Below are 16,902 nucleotides of genomic sequence, written 5' to 3'. Positions count from 1 at the left end.
CTTTTGGGCGGGCCTTGCGGCCTGCAATCGCCGCGAGGGCGCGCCTCCCACGGGGCTCGGTGTGCACTTGCTGCTTTTTTGTGGGAGGCAGACCCGGGGTGATGCTTTTGAGCTTTTGGGCAGGCCTTGCGGCCTGCGATCGCCGCGAGGGCGCGCCTCCCACGGGGTTGGGATGGGGCTTGTTGCTTCGGTGGGAGGCCGGCCCGACCCCGGGGCGATGCTTCAGGACCTTGGCACTTTGTAGAGCGACTTGCCGACTCGTGCGATGTGATCGAGTAGCTGTGGGTTGTCGATCTGGTGATGCAGCGAGAGATCGATCTTGTAGGGTAGAAGCAGATCATCCAGCGCCAGTTCGATGTCGAGCAGGTCATGGTGCGAAAGCTCATCGCCCTTGAGCGTCAGGTCGATGTCCGAGCCAGGCCGGAAAGTACCCTTGGCCCGAGAGCCATACAGGATGGCTTCGGAAATTTTGGGAAACTTCCCGAAGGTATTCCTGATCGACTGGATATCTGTTTCCGGGAGCCCGGTATTATCGATGCTCATATGGCTGATTCGGCACGTTCTGCTAGCGTTCTCTCCAAAGCCTTGAGCAATGGATGATGCTGCATCTGGATATTGGCAAGGATCGCTTCGGCCGTTTCCTCATTGTAGGTATGCGAGGTTCGATTGCGATCCGTAAGCATATGCATCCAGCCGTGGCCATCGCAGATCAGGCCTCTGCCGAACGCTTCGCGAATGGCGTCGCGTGAACCAACGATGCCGTCGATACCTTGCCAGACAAGAAAGTCCTTCAGCGTATTCCAGCCAAGCTCGTAGCAATATTCGAAGCCTTGGATAACGCCTTGCTTTTCCAGTTTCGATAAGTTGCGCTGCTGCATGAGCGCCATGGCTTCGTCAAGTTGACTGAGCGCTTTGCTGAAGTTATTCAGGCGTTGCTGCCAGCGCACATCGATGTTGTTCATTGATTGCCTATCCATGCTGGTTTCATGCATATCCTACAGCTTGCCAGCCGGCAGGCCTATTTGTTGGTGTCCGCTCCAAGGGCTCGGAATGCTGGACGCTGAACCTGATCTTGGCAGGCCTTCGGCCTGCGATCACCGCGAGGGCGCGCCTCCACCTGGGGGGGGTGTTGCTTCGGTGGGGACCGGGCCCTTGGGGTGAGCTTTGGGTTTGTGGCAGGCCTCGCGGCCTGCAATCGCCGCGAGGGCGCGCCTCCCACAGGGGGCTGTGCGGGGCTTGCTGCTTTTGTGGGAGGCCCGACCTCGGGGCGATGCTTTTTGCTTTTCTGGCTGGGCTATTCGATTTCTCCGGGGGTGGCCCTTATGCGCTTTTCAGTGCCGGGCGTCTTGTTCCGGCATGCTCAGCAGCTGTTTTTCGTGGTTCCAGTCGAAGGGCTCGTTGTTCTGCTCGGCTTCGTAGCGGCGTTCCTCGAGGGCCTGGAAGATGGCGATTTCTTCGTCGGGCATGTAGTGCAGGCAATCGCCGCCGAAGAACCAGAGCAGGTCACGCGGTACCAGATGGGCGATTTGCGGGTAGCGATGGAAGACCTGGCAGATCAGGTCCTGGCCCATGTGCCGTTCTTCCGGCACGTTCTGCAGATTCATGATCAGTTCATCGAAGCGTTCGAGAAACAGCGCGTGGCTCTCCTCCGAGACTTGTTCGGCTTCGCCCATGGCGAGCAGGATGCCGCGTAGATGGGCCAGCAGGGCCAGGTTGTGATCGTGGTAGGGATTGGCCATGGTGCACCTGTGTCGATTCGTGAGGGCGCGATTATAGGCGTGCGCGCCAAGGAATGGGCTTGTCCGATTGACTCCCTGAAAATGTGAGGGTTCGTTTTGCGACTGGTAGGAGCGTGAATGCCGGCTCTGCCGTTCACTTTCTCTCTCGTTGGGCTTCGTTGCTGCGCAACTCAACCCAACCTACGCGTTATGGCTACACAGACTGCCTACAGTCGCTAGCTTCGAAAGATGAAATACACCGCCCCGACCAGACATAGGCCTGCCCACAAGTAATCCAGCTTCAGTGGCTGTTGCATGTAGAGAACGCTGAAGGGGACGAAAATGGCCAACGTGACCACTTCCTGCATGATCTTCAATTGGCTGATCGACAGTTCGGTGTAGCCGATACGGTTTGCCGGCACCATCAGCATGTATTCGAAGAATGCAATCCCCCAGCTGATCAGGCTGCCATGAGCCAGGGCTTGCCGCTCAGGCTCTTCAGGTGGCCATACCAGGCGAATGTCATGAACAGGTTGGAGCAGCAGAGCAGGGCGGCGGTTTGCAGCCAGACGGGCATGAAGGTGCACTCACGAGGAAGACGCGCAAGCCTATTCTCGGCTCGCCCGGCCTGCAACCGTCGAATCTGGCGTCCTGCAGGTGGGCCGGATTATTATCGCGCCCCCCGTTTGTGCTGGATGGTAGTTCATGGATTGCCGCCCTGGTTGTGGTGCCTGTTGCATCGCTCCTTCCATCAGTTCACCGATGCCTGGTATGCCGCATGGCAAGGCTGCAGGTGAGCGTTGTATTCATTTGTCGTCGCAGTTTCTCTGCCTGCTTTTCGGTGACCCGCAGCGGCCTGCGGTCTGTTCGGCATTTGCTGCTGATCCGGTCGTTTGTGGCGCAAGCCGGGATGAGGCCATTCGTTTGTTGGGCTGGTTGGAACAGGCCACCGCTTGAGTGGTCTTCACGCTGGGATAAGAACAAGGCTCTGTCCCAATTGCGTGCTGCTCGAAGTGTCGAGATGTTCTGAACTGTAGGGGCGGCCGTGCCCGCGAAGCTTTGCGCGCTGGAATATTCGTGGGCATGGTCCGCTCCTGCAGAGGGTACGTCTATCCGCAACAGCCAGCTCAGACATAGCCAAGAACAAAGAGGTGTGCGATGGGGTTCAAGATGCGGTATCTGGTTGCCGGCATGCTGTGCCTGGCGTCTTGCTGGGCTCAGGCTGCCGATGACTGGCAACTGGCGAAGGACGAAAACGGAATCAAGGTCTATCTACGGGCAGTTCCCGGTTCGCCATACAAGGCATACCGGGGCGTCACGGTGATCGATACCGATATGCAAACGCTGCGTCGCCTGATGGAGAACGCGGCTGAAGCCTGTGCCTGGATTCATGAATGCAAGGAGCAGAAGCTGCTCAGGCATGAGGAGCGGCAGGCATGGACCTACACCCGCTTCAACACGCCATGGCCGGTGACGCCGCGAGATTCCGTCGTGCACATAACCGAATATGAAAAGCGCGACGGGGTTATCCGCCGGGAACTGGAGGCCGTGCCTGACTATTTGCCGGAGGAGGACGGCTACGTGCGCGTGACGCGGGTGGACGGTTTCTGGGAACTTGTGCCTCGGGAGGGGAAGGTCGAGGTAACCTATCAGGTACACACTGAGCCCGGGGGGAGTGTGCCGTCCTGGTTGGCCAACAAGTTCGTGGTGGAGGCGCCCTACAATACGCTGAGGGCTTTACGGGAGCGCGCTCAATAGCTGTGGCGGGCAGGCCTGCGGCCTGCAGTCGCCGCGAGGGCGCGCCTCCCACAGAGAAGGTTCGGTGGTGCCGGTTGCTTTTGTGGGGGTCGCCCTCGGGGCGATGCTTTTCAGGCTTCAGACAGTCCCGTCGCCGCGAGGCGCGCCTCCCACAGGGTTCGGCGTGGGGCCTGCAGCTTTTGTGGGAGGCCCGCCCTCGGGGCGATGCTTTTCAGGCTTCAGGCTTTTGGAAGTCCAGCGGCGGTATTCTTTTCCGATGGCAAAAAAAGAGGCTGCCCTAGGGCAGCCTCTTTTTCATTGCAGCTACAGCTTAGCGCGGCAGGTCACGCTTGGCATGGCCGGTGTACAGCTGACGCGGACGGCCGATCTTTTGGCCGGAAGCGATCATTTCCTTCCAGTGGGAAATCCAGCCGACAGTACGCGCGAGGGCGAAGATGACGGTGAACATGCTGGTCGGAATGCCGATGGCCTTGAGGATGATGCCCGAGTAGAAGTCCACGTTCGGGTACAGGTTGCGCTCGGCGAAGTACGGATCGTTGAGGGCGATTTCTTCCAGTTTCATCGCCAGGTCCAGCTGCGGATCGTTGATGCCCAGCTCGCCCAGAACCTCGTCGCAGGTCTGCTTCATGACCTTGGCGCGCGGATCGAAGTTCTTGTAGACGCGGTGGCCGAAGCCCATCAGCTTGAACGGGTCGTTCTTGTCCTTGGCCTTGGCGAGGAATTTCTCGACGTTCGAGACATCGCCGATTTCGTCCAGCATGGTGAGAACGGCTTCGTTCGCACCGCCGTGCGCCGGTCCCCACAGTGCGGCGATGCCGGCTGCGATACAGGCGAACGGGTTGGCGCCGGTGGAGCCGGCCAGACGAACGGTGGAGGTGGAAGCGTTCTGCTCATGATCGGCATGCAGGATGAAGATGCGATCCATTGCCTTGGCCAGCACCGGGCTGATCGGTTTGATCTCGCACGGGGTGTTGAACATCATGTGCAGGAAGTTTTCAGAGAAGCTCAGATCGTTGCGCGGGTACATCAGCGGCTGGCCGATCGAGTACTTGTAGACCATCGCGGCGATGGTCGGCATCTTGGCGACCAGGCGCACGGCCGAGATTTCGCGGTGATGCGGGTCGTTGATGTCCAGGGAGTCGTGGTAGAAGGCCGAGAGGGCGCCGACTACGCCGCACATGATGGCCATCGGGTGCGCGTCGCGGCGGAAACCGTTCAGGAAGGACTTCAGCTGCTCGTGAACCATGGTGTGGTTTTTCACGGTGCTGACGAACTGTGCTTTCTGCTCGGCGGTCGGCAGCTCGCCGTTCAGCAGCAGGTAGCAGGTCTCGAGGTAGTCGGATTTTTCCGCCAGCTGCTCGATCGGGTAGCCGCGATGCAGCAGGATGCCTTTGTCGCCATCGATGTAGGTGATCTTGGACTCGCAAGAGGCGGTCGACATGAAGCCGGGATCGAAGGTGAAGTGACCCGTGGAGGTCAGGCTCCGTACGTCAATTACATCAGGCCCTACGGTACCGGTTAAAACGGGCAGTTCGACGGGGGCAGCGCCCTCGATGATCAACTGCGCTTTCTTGTCAGCCATGTATGGCCTCCTGTTTTGTGCTTGGAATCATCATGGCCCCCCACGCAGGGCCCGCATCACTATAGTGTGATAAATCGCAAAGTCAATTTGCGCGAACCCATGCCGTAGAGGGCTTTGCAGGGGGATGCGTACAGCTTGGGTGCACTGTTTACGGCATTTATATAGGGGCTGCTATCCGCCTTTAGTGGCACTTCACCACATTGTCATTAGTGACCTAACTGTTTATACTCGGAAACCGACCGGCAGGGGCCTTACAGGCAGTATTCTGTAGGTTGTCACTCGTGGGTAGCGGGTACTGCTGCGTACTCTTCCCAACAACTTTGCCCTGCGCTTCGGGGCTCTCAAGTGTGAAAAAAAGCCGTGAAAAGCCAACGACCTGTAAACCTAGATCTTAGGACAATAAAACTTCCCATCACTGCTTACACGTCGATTCTCCACCGTGTATCCGGTGTCATCCTGTTCGTCGGTATCGCCCTGCTGCTGCTCGCGCTCGATACCTCGCTGTCTTCGCCCGAAGGCTTCGAGGAGGTTCGCGCGTACCTGGGCGGTCCGCTGGCCAAGCTGGTGACCTGGGCGTTGCTGTCCGCACTGCTGTATCACCTGGTGGCGGGTGTGCGCCACCTGATCATGGACACTGGCCATGGCGAGACGCTGGAAGGCGGCAAGCTGGGCTCGAAAATCGTAATCGCCGTTTCGGTGGTGCTGATCGTTCTGGCGGGAGTGTGGATATGGTAACCAACGTCACCAATTTCTCGCGATCGGGTCTTTACGACTGGATGGCGCAGCGTGTTTCTGCAGTGGTTCTTGCGGCTTATTTTCTGTTCCTGCTTGGGTACCTGCTCACGCATCCGGGCCTGGAGTATGCCCAGTGGCATGCGCTGTTTTCGACCAACTGGATGCGTATTTTCAGTCTGCTGGCCCTGGTTGCCTGAGTGTGCACGCGTGGGTAGGGATGTGGACCATCTCCACTGACTACCTGACCAATATGGCGATCGGTAAGTGGGCTACCGGTGTGCGTTTCCTGTTCCAGGCGGTGTGTGGCATTGCCATGTTCACCTTCTTCGTCTGGGGTGTGCAGATTCTTTGGGGTATCTGATTCATGGCTAATATTCGTACGCTTTCCTTCGACGCCATCATCGTTGGTGGCGGTGGTGCCGGCATGCGCGCGGCGCTGCAACTGTCCCAGTCGGGCCACAAGACCGCTGTGGTCACCAAGGTTTTCCCGACTCGCTCGCACACCGTTTCCGCTCAGGGCGGCATCACCTGCGCCATCGCTTCGGCCGACCCGAACGACGATTGGCGCTGGCACATGTACGATACCGTCAAGGGCTCCGACTACATCGGTGACCAGGACGCCATCGAGTACATGTGTTCCGTAGGCCCCGAAGCCGTGTTCGAGCTCGAACACATGGGGCTGCCGTTCTCCCGTACCGAGCAGGGCCGCATCTACCAGCGTCCGTTCGGCGGTCAGTCCAAGGACTTCGGCAAGGGTGGCCAGGCTGCCCGTACCTGCGCCGCTGCCGACCGTACCGGCCACGCGCTGCTGCACACCCTCTACCAGGGCAACCTGAAGAACGACACCGTTTTCCTCAACGAGTGGTACGCGGTCGACCTGGTGAAGAACCAGGATGGTGCCGTGGTCGGTGTCATCGCCATCTGCATCGAGACCGGCGAAACCGTCTACATCCGTTCCAAGGCCACCGTGCTCGCCACTGGCGGTGCCGGTCGCATCTACGCATCGACCACCAATGCCCTGATCAATACCGGTGACGGCGTCGGCATGGCGCTGCGTGCCGGCGTGCCGGTGCAGGACATCGAGATGTGGCAGTTCCACCCGACCGGCATCGCCGGCGCCGGCGTGCTGGTGACCGAGGGTTGCCGCGGCGAGGGTGGCTACCTGATCAACAAGCATGGCGAGCGTTTCATGGAGCGTTATGCTCCGAACGCGAAGGATCTGGCCGGCCGCGACGTGGTGGCGCGTTCCATGGTCAAGGAAATCCTGGCTGGCAACGGTTGTGGCCCGGATGGCGATCACGTGATGCTGAAGCTGGATCACCTGGGCGAGGAAGTGCTGCACAGCCGCCTGCCGGGTATCTGCGAACTGTCGAAGACCTTTGCCCACGTCGATCCGGTTACCGCTCCAGTACCGGTCGTTCCGACTTGCCACTACATGATGGGTGGTATCGCCACCAACATTCATGGCCAGGCCATCACCCAGGATGCCAATGGCAACGATAAGATCATCGATGGTCTGTTCGCCGTCGGCGAAGTGGCTTGCGTGTCGGTCCATGGCGCCAACCGCCTGGGCGGCAATTCGCTGCTCGACCTGGTCGTATTCGGTCGCGCCGCTGGCCTGCACCTGGAAAAAGCGCTCAAGGACGGCATCGAGCACCGTGGTGCCAGCGAAACCGATCTGGATGTCGCGCTGGGCCGCCTGGCCGGTATCAACGAGCGCAGCACTGGCGAAGATGTTGCCCCGCTGCGCAAAGAGCTGCAGAACTGCATGCAGAACTACTTCGGTGTGTTCCGTACCGGCGAATACATGCAGAAGGGTATCGCCCAGCTGGTGGATCTGCGTCAGCGTATCGCCAACGTCAAGATCTCCGACAAGAGCCAGGCGTTCAACACCGCACGCATCGAGGCGCTCGAGCTGCAGAACCTGCTGGAAGTCGCCGAGGCTACTGCAATTGCCGCGGAGCACCGCAAGGAGTCCCGTGGCGCGCATGCCCGCGAGGACTTCGAAGAGCGTGACGACGAGAACTGGCTGTGCCACACCCTCTATTTCCCGGGTGAGAAGCGCGTTGCCAAGCGTGCCGTGAACTTCGCTCCGAAGACCGTTCCGGCATTCGAACCCAAGGTTCGGACTTATTGAGGCTGCCGATATGTTGCAAGTGAGTGTTTATCGTTATAACCCGGACCATGACGAAAAGCCGTTCATGCAGGATTTCCAGGTCAATACCGACGGAAAGGACCTGATGGTTCTCGATGTCCTGGCTTTGATCAAGGAACAGGACGAGGGTTTCTCCTATCGTCGCTCCTGCCGTGAAGGGGTATGTGGCTCCGATGGCATGAACATCAATGGCAAGAACGGTCTGGCCTGCATCACCCCGCTGTCCTCCGTGGTCAAGGGCAACAAGCTGGTCATCCGTCCCCTGCCTGGTCTGCCGGTCATTCGTGACCTGGTGGTCGATATGAGCATCTTCTACAAGCAGTATGAGAAGGTTCGCCCGTATCTGATGAACGATACGCCGCCGCCGGCTATCGAACGCCTGCAGAGCCCGGAAGACCGCGAGAAGCTGGATGGCCTGTACGAGTGCATTCTGTGCGCGTGCTGTTCGACCAGTTGCCCGTCCTTCTGGTGGAACCCGGACAAGTTCCTCGGTCCGGCTGCGTCGCTGCAGGCCTATCGCTTCCTGGCCGACAGCCGCGACACCGAAACCGAGAACCGTCTGGCCGGGCTGGACGATCCGTTCAGTGTGTTCCGCTGCCGTGGCATCATGAACTGCGTTGACGTTTGTCCGAAAGGACTGAACCCGACCAAGGCAATTGGTCACATACGCAACATGCTGCTGCAGAGCGGTACCTGATGACACCCCGGCCGCGAAAGGTTATGCGCTAGCCTGGAACGGCCGGATTGCTGTACCCGTGACACCTGCGGCGCCGAAGTTGAAGCTCGGCGCCGTAGTTTTAGTAGGAATCCCAGCCCACAAAGCCGGGATTTCACTCTGAAAATTTGATGACCAGCAGGGGCATCCGGGTTGTGCCCGGAAACTATCTGCGCGGTCCGTAGTGGCTTTACCTGAGTCGCTGCTTCAGAACTTGGGAAGTCATGCTGCGGTTTCCACGCTGGTGGTGTCTCCTTATCGAAGGTGACCAGACATGCAAGAAAGCGTAATGCAGCGCATGTGGGACAGTGCCCACCTATCCGGTGGTAACGCTGCCTATGTGGAAGAGCTTTATGAGCTCTACCTGCACGATCCCAACGCTGTGCCCGAAGAGTGGCGCACTTATTTCCAAAAGTTGCCTTCCGGTGGCAGCGCTTCAGCCGATGTGTCGCACTCGACGATTCGCGACCACTTCGTCCTGCTGGCCAAGAACCAGCGTCGCGCGCAACCTGTGTCCGCAGGAAGCGTCAGCAGCGAGCATGAAAAGAAACAGATCGAAGTCCTGCGTCTGATCCAGGCCTACCGCGTGCGTGGCCATCAGGCCGCACAGCTCGATCCGCTCGGTCTGCAGCAACGCCCCGTCCCCGCCGATCTGGCGATCAACAACTACGGTCTGACCGACGCTGATCTCGACACCGTGTTCCGCACCGGTGACCTGGCCATGGTCAACGGTCAGGCCACTCTGCGCGAAATCGTGCAGGCACTGCAAGAAACGTATTGCCGCACCATCGGCGCCGAGTACATGCACATCGTCGATTCCGAGCAGCGCAGCTGGTTCATCCAGCGCTTGGAAAGCGTTCGTGGTCGCCCCGAGTTCTCGCCGGAAATCAAGAGTCACCTGCTCGAGCGCCTCACCGCAGCCGAGGGCCTGGAAAAGTACCTGGGCACCAAGTACCCGGGCACCAAGCGCTTTGGTCTGGAAGGCGGCGAAAGCCTGATTCCTATGCTCGACGAGATCATCCAGCGTTCCGGTTCCTACGGCACCAAGGAAATCGTCATCGGCATGGCCCACCGTGGTCGTCTGAACGTGCTGGTCAATACGTTCGGCAAGAACCCGCGCGACCTGTTCGACGAGTTCGAAGGCAAGAAGGTCGAAGGCCTGAGCTCCGGTGACGTCAAGTACCACCAGGGCTTCTCCTCCAACGTGATGACCCCGGGCGGCGAAATCCACCTGGCCATGGCGTTCAACCCGTCGCACCTGGAAATCGTTTCCCCGGTGGTCGAGGGGTCGGTACGCGCCCGCCAGGACCGCCGTTGCGATGCGATCGGCGACAAGGTCCTGCCGGTGACCATCCACGGCGACGCCGCTGTCGCTGGCCAGGGCGTGGTCATGGAAACCTTCCAGATGTCGCAGACCCGTGCCTACCGGACCGGCGGCACCATCCGCATCGTGGTCAACAACCAGGTCGGCTTCACCACCAACAAGCAGGAAGATGCGCGCTCCACCGAGTACGCGACCGACGTGGCGAAGATGATCCAGGCGCCGATCTTCCACGTGAACGCAGACGATCCCGAGGCCGTGCTGTTCGTCACCCAGCTCGCCGTCGACTATCGCATGCAGTTCAAGCGCGACATCGTCCTCGACCTGATCTGCTACCGCCGTCGTGGCCACAACGAAGCGGACGAGCCGAGCGGCACCCAGCCGCTGATGTACCAGAAGATCGCCAAGCAGCGCACCACCCGTGAGCTGTATGCCGACTCGCTGATCCAGACCAGTGTGCTGGACAACGAGCGCGTGCAGGCGAAGGTCGACGAGTACCGTACCGCGCTCGACAACGGCCTGCACGTGGTCAAGAGCCTGGTCAAGGAGCCGAACAAGGAGCTCTTCGTCGACTGGCGTCCGTACCTGGGCCATGCCTGGACCGCGCGTCACGACACCAGCTTCGATCTGAAGACCCTGCAGGACCTGTCCAGCAAGCTGCTGCAGACCCCGGAAGGCTTCGTGGTCCAGCGCCAGGTTTCCAAGATCCTCGAAGACCGCCAGAAGATGGGCGCGGGTGCACTGGCCATCAACTGGGGCTACGCGGAAACCATGGCCTACGCGACCCTGCTGTTCGAAGGCCATCCGGTACGCATTTCCGGTCAGGACGTCGGTCGCGGCACCTTCTCGCATCGCCATGCCGCGCTGCACAACCAGAAGGACGGCAGCACCTACATTCCGCTGCAGCACCTGTACGAAGGCCAGCCGCGCTTCGACCTGTACGACTCCTTCCTCTCCGAGGAAGCGGTTCTGGCGTTCGAATACGGCTATGCCACCACCACCCCGAACGCCCTCGTGGTGTGGGAAGCGCAGTTCGGCGACTTCGCCAACGGCGCCCAGGTGGTGATCGACCAGTTCATCACCAGCGGTGAGCACAAGTGGGGTCGCCTGTGCGGCCTGACCATGCTGCTGCCGCATGGTTATGAAGGGCAGGGGCCGGAGCACTCGTCCGCGCGTCTGGAGCGCTACCTGCAGCTGTGCGCCGAGCACAACATCCAGGTTTGCGTGCCGACCACCCCGGCGCAGGTCTACCACATGCTGCGTCGCCAGGCGATTCGCCCGCTGCGCAAACCGCTGGTCGCGCTGACGCCGAAGTCGCTGCTGCGTCACAAGCTGGCTATCTCGACCCTGGAAGAACTGACCCAAGGTTCCTTCCAGACCGTCATCCCGGAAATCGATCCGATCGATCCGGCGAAGGTCGAGCGCGTCATCATGTGCAGCGGCAAGGTCTACTATGACCTGCTGGACAAGCGTCGCAACGAGGGGCGTGAAGATATCGCCATCGTGCGCATCGAACAGCTCTATCCGTTCCCGGAAGAGGACCTGGCCGAGGCGCTCGCGCCTTACCAGAACCTCAAGCACATCGTCTGGTGTCAGGAAGAGCCGATGAACCAGGGCGCCTGGTACTGCAGCCAGCACCACATGCGTCGTGTCGCCACCGCGCACAAGAAGGAGCTCTTCCTTCAGTACGCGGGCCGCGATGCTTCCGCAGCCCCGGCTGTCGGTTATGCCTCCATGCATGCCGAGCAGCAGGAAAAACTGCTGCAGGACGCCTTCACCGTTTAATCCGCTCGTGCAAGAGGCCGCGACATTCGCGGCCTCGACGTAGAAACCGAATCAAATAGGACCCCTGAATAATGGCTATCGAGATCAAAGCCCCTACCTTCCCGGAATCGGTCGCCGACGGCACCGTCGCCACCTGGCACAAGCAGCCGGGCGACGCGGTCAAGCGTGATGAGCTGATCGTCGACATCGAAACCGACAAGGTGGTCATGGAAGTGCTCGCCGAAGCAGACGGCGTGCTCACCGAGATCGTCAAGAACGAAGGCGATACCGTGCTGAGCGGCGAGCTGCTCGGCAAGCTGGAAGCCGGCGCCACTGCCGCTGCAGCTCCTGCCCAGGCCGCAGCTGCTCCGGCGCAGGCCGCTGCTCCTGCCGCTGCCGCTCCGGCTGCCGCCGGTGAAGAGCCGATCCTGGCCCCGGCTGCCCGCAAGCTGGCCGAAGAGAACGGCATCGACCCGAACAGCATCGCCGGCACCGGCAAGGATGGCCGCGTGACCAAGGAAGACGTGGTCGCCGCCATCGAAGCCAAGAAGTCCGCTCCCGCCGCCGCTGCCAAGCCTGCCGCTCCGGCTGCCGCCGCCCCGATCTTCGCCGAGGGCGACCGTGTCGAGAAGCGCGTGCCGATGACCCGCCTGCGTGCCAAGGTTGCCGAACGCCTGGTCGAAGCCCAGTCCTCCATGGCCATGCTGACTACCTTCAACGAAGTCAACATGAAGCCGATCATGGAGCTGCGTGCGAAGTACAAGGAGCTGTTCGAGAAGACCCACAATGGCGTGCGCCTGGGCTTCATGTCCTTCTTCGTCAAGGCCGCGGTCGAAGCGCTCAAGCGCCAGCCGGGCGTGAACGCTTCGATCGATGGCAACGACATCGTCTACCACGGCTACCAGGATATCGGTGTCGCCGTATCCAGCGACCGTGGCCTGGTGGTTCCGGTGCTGCGCAACGCCGAGCACATGACCCTGGCTGAAATCGAAGGTGGCATCAACGAGTTCGGCAAGAAGGCCAAGGCCGGCAAGCTGACCATCGAAGAAATGACCGGCGGTACCTTCACCATCTCCAACGGTGGCGTGTTCGGTTCGCTGCTGTCGACTCCGATCGTCAACCCGCCGCAGACCGCCATTCTCGGCATGCACAAGATTCAGGAACGCCCGATGGCCGTTAATGGTCAAGTGGTCATCCTGCCGATGATGTACCTGGCGCTGTCCTATGACCATCGCTTGATCGACGGCAAGGAAGCTGTGACCTTCCTGGTTACCATGAAGGACCTGCTGGAAGACCCGGCTCGTCTGCTGCTGGACATCTAAGAAAGCAGCTGCACGCTGCAAGTCTCGAGCTGCAAGTGATCGCAGCTCCAAGGCTTGTAGCTTGCGGCTTGTAGCTTGTGGCTTTGCTTAAAGAGGATTCGTAATGAGCCAGAAATTCGACGTCATCGTCATCGGTGCCGGCCCTGGCGGCTATGTGGCCGCCATCCGTGCTGCCCAGCTGGGTCTGAAAACCGCCTGCATCGAGAAGTATCAGGGCAAGGACGGCAAGACCGCACTGGGCGGTACCTGCCTGAACGTCGGTTGCATTCCGTCCAAGGCGCTGCTGGACAGCTCCTACAAGTTCCACGAAGCCCACGAGAGCTTCAAGGTCCACGGCATCAGCACTGGCGAAGTCGCCATGGACGTTCCGACCATGGTCGCTCGCAAGGACCAGATCGTCAGGAACCTCACCGGCGGCGTCGCCGCGCTGATGAAGGCCAATGGCGTGACCGTCTTCGAAGGTCACGGCAAGCTGCTGGCCGGCAAGCAGGTCGAAGTCACCGGCCTGGACGGCAATGTCCAGACCCTGGCTACCGAGAACGTCATCCTGGCTTCCGGTTCCACCCCGGTGAACATTCCGCCGGCTCCGGTGGATCAGAAGGTTATCGTCGATTCCACCGGCGCACTGGACTTCCAGAGCGTTCCGGGCAAGCTCGGCGTCATCGGCGCTGGCGTCATCGGTCTCGAGCTGGGCTCGGTCTGGGCACGCCTGGGTGCCAAAGTCACCGTCATCGAGGCCATGGACAAGTTCCTGCCGGCCGCTGACGAGCAGATCGCCAAGGAAGCCTTCAAGGTTCTCTCCAAGCAGGGCCTGAAGATCCTCCTGGGTGCCCGCCTGACCGGTTCGGAAGTGAAGGGTGACCAGGTCACCGTCAGCTTCACCAGTGCCGACGGCGAGCAGCAGATGACTTTCGACAAGCTGATCGTGGCCGTTGGCCGCCGCCCGGTGACCACCGATCTGCTGGCAGCCGACGCCGGCGTCGACATGGACGAGCGTGGCTTCATCTTCGTCGACGACTACTGTGCCACCAGCGTTCCGGGCGTCTACGCCATCGGCGACGTGGTGCGCGGTGCGATGCTGGCTCACAAGGCCTCGGAAGAGGGCGTGATGGTTGCCGAGCGTATCGCCGGCCACAAGACCCAAATGAACTATGACCTGATTCCGTCGGTCATCTACACTCACCCGGAAATCGCATGGGTCGGCAAGTCCGAGCAGGCGTTGAAGGCCGAAGGTGTCGAAGTCAATGTCGGTACCTTCCCGTTCGCCGCCAGCGGCCGGGCCATGGCAGCCAACGACACCGCCGGTCTGGTCAAGGTCATCGCCGATGCCAAGACCGATCGCGTGCTGGGTGTGCATGTAATGGGCCCGAGCGCAGCCGAGCTGGTTCAGCAGGGCGCCATCGGCATGGAATTCGGCACCAGTGCCGAGGACCTGGGCATGATGGTGTTCTCGCATCCGACCATGTCCGAAGCGCTGCATGAAGCCGCTCTGGCGGTGAATGGCCACGCCATCCACATCGCCAACCGCAAGAAGCGCTGACGGTTTTTCGTGCTGCACCCAGGCCCGACGTATCCGCGGATACGCCGGGCCTTTTGCAAACTGCAGATTCGAAAAGGATTGCAGGTCGCTGAGAGGTATCGTGATTATCGTGGATAGTTTTCAGCGACTTGTGAGGGAGGTACGACGCCTCGTCGTACCGTAAATGCGCCAATACCAAACCAGACGGTAGAAAGCATGAATCTTCACGAGTACCAAGGTAAACAACTGTTCGCTGAATACGGCCTGCCCGTCTCCAAGGGCTACGCCGTGGACAGTCCGAAGGAGGCGGCGGAAGCCTGCGACAAGATCGGCGGCACCGAATGGGTGGTCAAGGCCCAGGTGCATGCCGGCGGGCGCGGCAAGGCCGGCGGTGTCAAGCTGGTTCGCAGCAAGGATGAGGCGCGGGCATTCGCCCAGCAGTGGCTGGACAAGCGTCTGGTGACCTATCAGACCGATGCCAACGGTCAGCCGGTCAGCAAGATTCTCGTCGAGGCCTGCACGGATATCGACAAGGAGCTCTATCTGGGCGCCGTGGTCGATCGCGCCAGCCGCCGTATCGTGTTCATGGCCTCCACCGAAGGTGGCGTGGACATCGAGAAGGTCGCCCACGACACCCCGGAAAAGATCCTCAAGGCCACCATCGACCCGCTGGTCGGCGCACAGCCGTTCCAGGCGCGTGAGCTGGCATTCCAGCTCGGCCTCAAGGGCGATCAGATCAAGCAGTTCGTGCACATCTTCGTCGGCCTGGCCCAGCTGTTCCAGGACTACGACCTGGCGCTGCTCGAGGTGAACCCGCTGGTGATCAAGAAGGACGGCAACCTGCATTGCCTGGATGCCAAGATCAACATCGACAGCAACGCCATCTACCGCCAGCCCAAGCTGCGCGACATGGCCGACCCGTCCCAGGACGACCCGCGCGAGGCCCATGCGGCCAAGTGGGAGCTCAACTACGTGGCGCTCGACGGCAACATCGGCTGCATGGTCAATGGCGCCGGCCTGGCCATGGGCACCATGGACATCGTCAACCTGCACGGCGGCAAGCCGGCCAACTTCCTCGACGTCGGCGGTGGCGCGACCGAGGAGCGGGTCACCGAAGCCTTCAAGATCATCCTCTCGGACAGCAACGTCGCGGCGGTGCTGGTGAATATCTTCGGTGGCATCGTGCGTTGCGACATGATCGCCGAGGGCATCATCGGCGCCGTGCGCGAAGTGGGCGTCAAGGTGCCGGTGGTGGTGCGGCTGGAAGGCAACAATGCCGACCTGGGCGCCAAGATGCTGAGTGAGAGCGGTCTGAACATCATCGGTGCGAACAGCCTGACCGATGCGGCCATTCAGGTTGTCAAAGCCGCGGAGGGCAAGTAATGAGCGTATTGATCAACAAGGACACCAAGGTCATCTGCCAGGGCTTCACTGGCTCGCAGGGCACTTTCCACTCCGAACAGGCGATCGCCTATGGCACCCAGATGGTCGGCGGCGTGACGCCAGGCAAGGGCGGCACCCTGCACCTCGGCCTGCCGGTGTTCAACACCGTCAAGGAAGCCGTGGAAGCCACCGGCGCCGATGCCTCGGTCATCTACGTGCCGGCGCCGTTCTGCAAGGACTCCATCCTCGAAGCGGCCTTCGGCGGCATCAAGCTGATCGTCTGCATTACCGAAGGCATCCCGACGCTGGACATGCTGGAGGTGAAGATCAAGTGCGACGAGCTGGGCGTGCGCCTGATCGGGCCGAACTGCCCGGGCGTGATCACGCCCGGTGAATGCAAGATCGGCATCCAGCCTGGGCACATCCACCAGCCGGGCAAGGTCGGTATCGTCTCGCGTTCCGGCACGCTGACCTACGAGGCCGTGAAGCAGACCACCGATGCCGGTTTCGGCCAGTCGACCTGTGTCGGTATCGGTGGCGATCCGATTCCCGGCTCGACCTTCATCGATATCCTCCAGCTGTTCCAGGATGATCCGCAGACCGAGGCGATCGTCATGATCGGCGAGATCGGCGGCTCGGCCGAAGAGGAGGCCGCTGCCTTCATCAAGGCCAACGTCACCAAGCCGGTGGTTTCCTACATCGCCGGCGTCACCGCGCCGGCGGGCAAGCGGATGGGCCATGCTGGCGCCATCATTTCCGGCGGCAAGGGCACGGCCGAAGAGAAGTTCGCCGCCCTGCAGGATGCTGGGGTGAAGACCGTGCGCTCGCTTGCCGATATCGGCAAGGCGCTTGCGGAACTGACGGGCTGGGACATGAAGAAGGCCTGATCGGCTTTCGGCAAAGGCCCGGGGATGTTCCCGGGCTTTTCGA

The 16,902-nt window shown here is 60.9% G+C and carries 14 protein-coding genes and 2 pseudogenes; 11 read left to right on the top strand and 5 right to left on the bottom strand.

What is annotated here, in order from left to right:
- Positions 1–222 precede the first annotated feature (222 nt).
- The 4 genes and pseudogenes from BAY1663_RS19440 to BAY1663_RS19425 all read right to left on the bottom strand — a co-directional run bounded on the left by BAY1663_RS19440 (position 223) and on the right by BAY1663_RS19425 (position 2,220).
- The gene (locus BAY1663_RS19440) at positions 223–543 is read right to left on the bottom strand and encodes a nucleotidyltransferase domain-containing protein (protein ID WP_037043988.1); all 321 of its coding nucleotides are present in this window, start codon (positions 541–543) and stop codon (positions 223–225) included.
- Entirely contained in the window at positions 540–962 is a 423-nt protein-coding gene (locus tag BAY1663_RS19435) for a nucleotidyltransferase substrate binding protein (RefSeq protein WP_037043986.1), read from the bottom strand. Before BAY1663_RS19435 ends, BAY1663_RS19440 begins: the two co-directional genes overlap by 4 nt.
- Positions 963–1,331: 369 nt before the next feature.
- A complete protein-coding gene (locus BAY1663_RS19430) occupies positions 1,332–1,739 on the bottom strand; it encodes a PA2817 family protein (RefSeq protein ID WP_037043983.1) in 408 nt (135 codons plus the stop codon).
- A gap of 215 nt (positions 1,740–1,954) precedes the next feature.
- Positions 1,955–2,220, bottom strand: a pseudogene (locus BAY1663_RS19425) (DMT family protein).
- Between the two features lie 203 nt (positions 2,221–2,423).
- Here BAY1663_RS19425 and BAY1663_RS25510 point away from each other — a divergent pair.
- The gene (locus BAY1663_RS25510) at positions 2,424–2,675 is read left to right on the top strand and encodes a YkgJ family cysteine cluster protein (RefSeq protein ID WP_128576399.1); all 252 of its coding nucleotides are present in this window, start codon (positions 2,424–2,426) and stop codon (positions 2,673–2,675) included.
- A gap of 201 nt (positions 2,676–2,876) precedes the next feature.
- Positions 2,877–3,476, top strand: coding sequence for an START domain-containing protein (locus BAY1663_RS19420; protein ID WP_037043980.1), 600 nt, complete (start codon positions 2,877–2,879; stop codon positions 3,474–3,476).
- 310 nt (positions 3,477–3,786) lie between these two features.
- On the opposite strand, the gene gltA is transcribed toward BAY1663_RS19420, so the two are convergent.
- Complete coding sequence (gene gltA / locus BAY1663_RS19415) at positions 3,787–5,058, bottom strand: citrate synthase (protein ID WP_037043976.1); 1,272 nt, start codon at positions 5,056–5,058, stop codon at positions 3,787–3,789.
- A gap of 360 nt (positions 5,059–5,418) precedes the next feature.
- Between gltA and sdhC the strand changes: the two genes are divergently transcribed.
- The 9 genes and pseudogenes from sdhC (at position 5,419) to sucD (ending at position 16,859) form a co-directional block, all read left to right on the top strand.
- Positions 5,419–5,793 carry a succinate dehydrogenase, cytochrome b556 subunit gene (sdhC, locus tag BAY1663_RS19410; RefSeq protein WP_037043973.1) on the top strand — a complete coding sequence of 125 codons (375 nt, stop codon included), beginning with the start codon at positions 5,419–5,421 and terminating at the stop codon, positions 5,791–5,793.
- A pseudogene (gene sdhD, locus BAY1663_RS19405) lies at positions 5,787–6,154 on the top strand (succinate dehydrogenase, hydrophobic membrane anchor protein). The gene sdhC and the pseudogene sdhD overlap by 7 nt, the downstream one beginning before the upstream one ends.
- A gap of 3 nt (positions 6,155–6,157) precedes the next feature.
- On the top strand, positions 6,158–7,930 hold the full coding sequence (sdhA, locus tag BAY1663_RS19400) for a succinate dehydrogenase flavoprotein subunit (protein WP_037043970.1): 1,773 nt from the start codon (positions 6,158–6,160) through the stop codon (positions 7,928–7,930).
- Between the two features lie 10 nt (positions 7,931–7,940).
- Complete coding sequence (locus BAY1663_RS19395; RefSeq protein WP_037043967.1) at positions 7,941–8,645, top strand: succinate dehydrogenase iron-sulfur subunit; 705 nt, start codon at positions 7,941–7,943, stop codon at positions 8,643–8,645.
- Positions 8,646–8,937: 292 nt separating this feature from the next.
- A complete protein-coding gene (locus BAY1663_RS19390; protein WP_037043963.1) occupies positions 8,938–11,769 on the top strand; it encodes a 2-oxoglutarate dehydrogenase E1 component in 2,832 nt (943 codons plus the stop codon).
- Between the two features lie 71 nt (positions 11,770–11,840).
- Positions 11,841–13,070 (top strand): 2-oxoglutarate dehydrogenase complex dihydrolipoyllysine-residue succinyltransferase, encoded by a 1,230-nt coding sequence (gene odhB / locus BAY1663_RS19385; RefSeq protein WP_037043960.1) that lies wholly within the window; start codon positions 11,841–11,843, stop codon positions 13,068–13,070.
- 103 nt (positions 13,071–13,173) lie between these two features.
- Positions 13,174–14,610 (top strand): dihydrolipoyl dehydrogenase, encoded by a 1,437-nt coding sequence (gene lpdA / locus BAY1663_RS19380; RefSeq protein WP_037043957.1) that lies wholly within the window; start codon positions 13,174–13,176, stop codon positions 14,608–14,610.
- Between the two features lie 195 nt (positions 14,611–14,805).
- Complete coding sequence (gene sucC, locus BAY1663_RS19375) at positions 14,806–15,972, top strand: ADP-forming succinate--CoA ligase subunit beta (protein ID WP_037043954.1); 1,167 nt, start codon at positions 14,806–14,808, stop codon at positions 15,970–15,972.
- Positions 15,972–16,859 (top strand): succinate--CoA ligase subunit alpha, encoded by an 888-nt coding sequence (gene sucD / locus BAY1663_RS19370; RefSeq protein WP_037043951.1) that lies wholly within the window; start codon positions 15,972–15,974, stop codon positions 16,857–16,859. The genes sucC and sucD overlap by 1 nt, the downstream gene beginning before the upstream one ends.
- Positions 16,860–16,902: the final 43 nt, after the last annotated feature.

This window comes from Pseudomonas sp. BAY1663, from assembly GCF_000582595.1.
GTDB lineage: Bacteria > Pseudomonadota > Gammaproteobacteria > Pseudomonadales > Pseudomonadaceae > Stutzerimonas > Stutzerimonas stutzeri_AF.
This window is presented reverse-complemented; position numbering and strand designations above follow the sequence as displayed.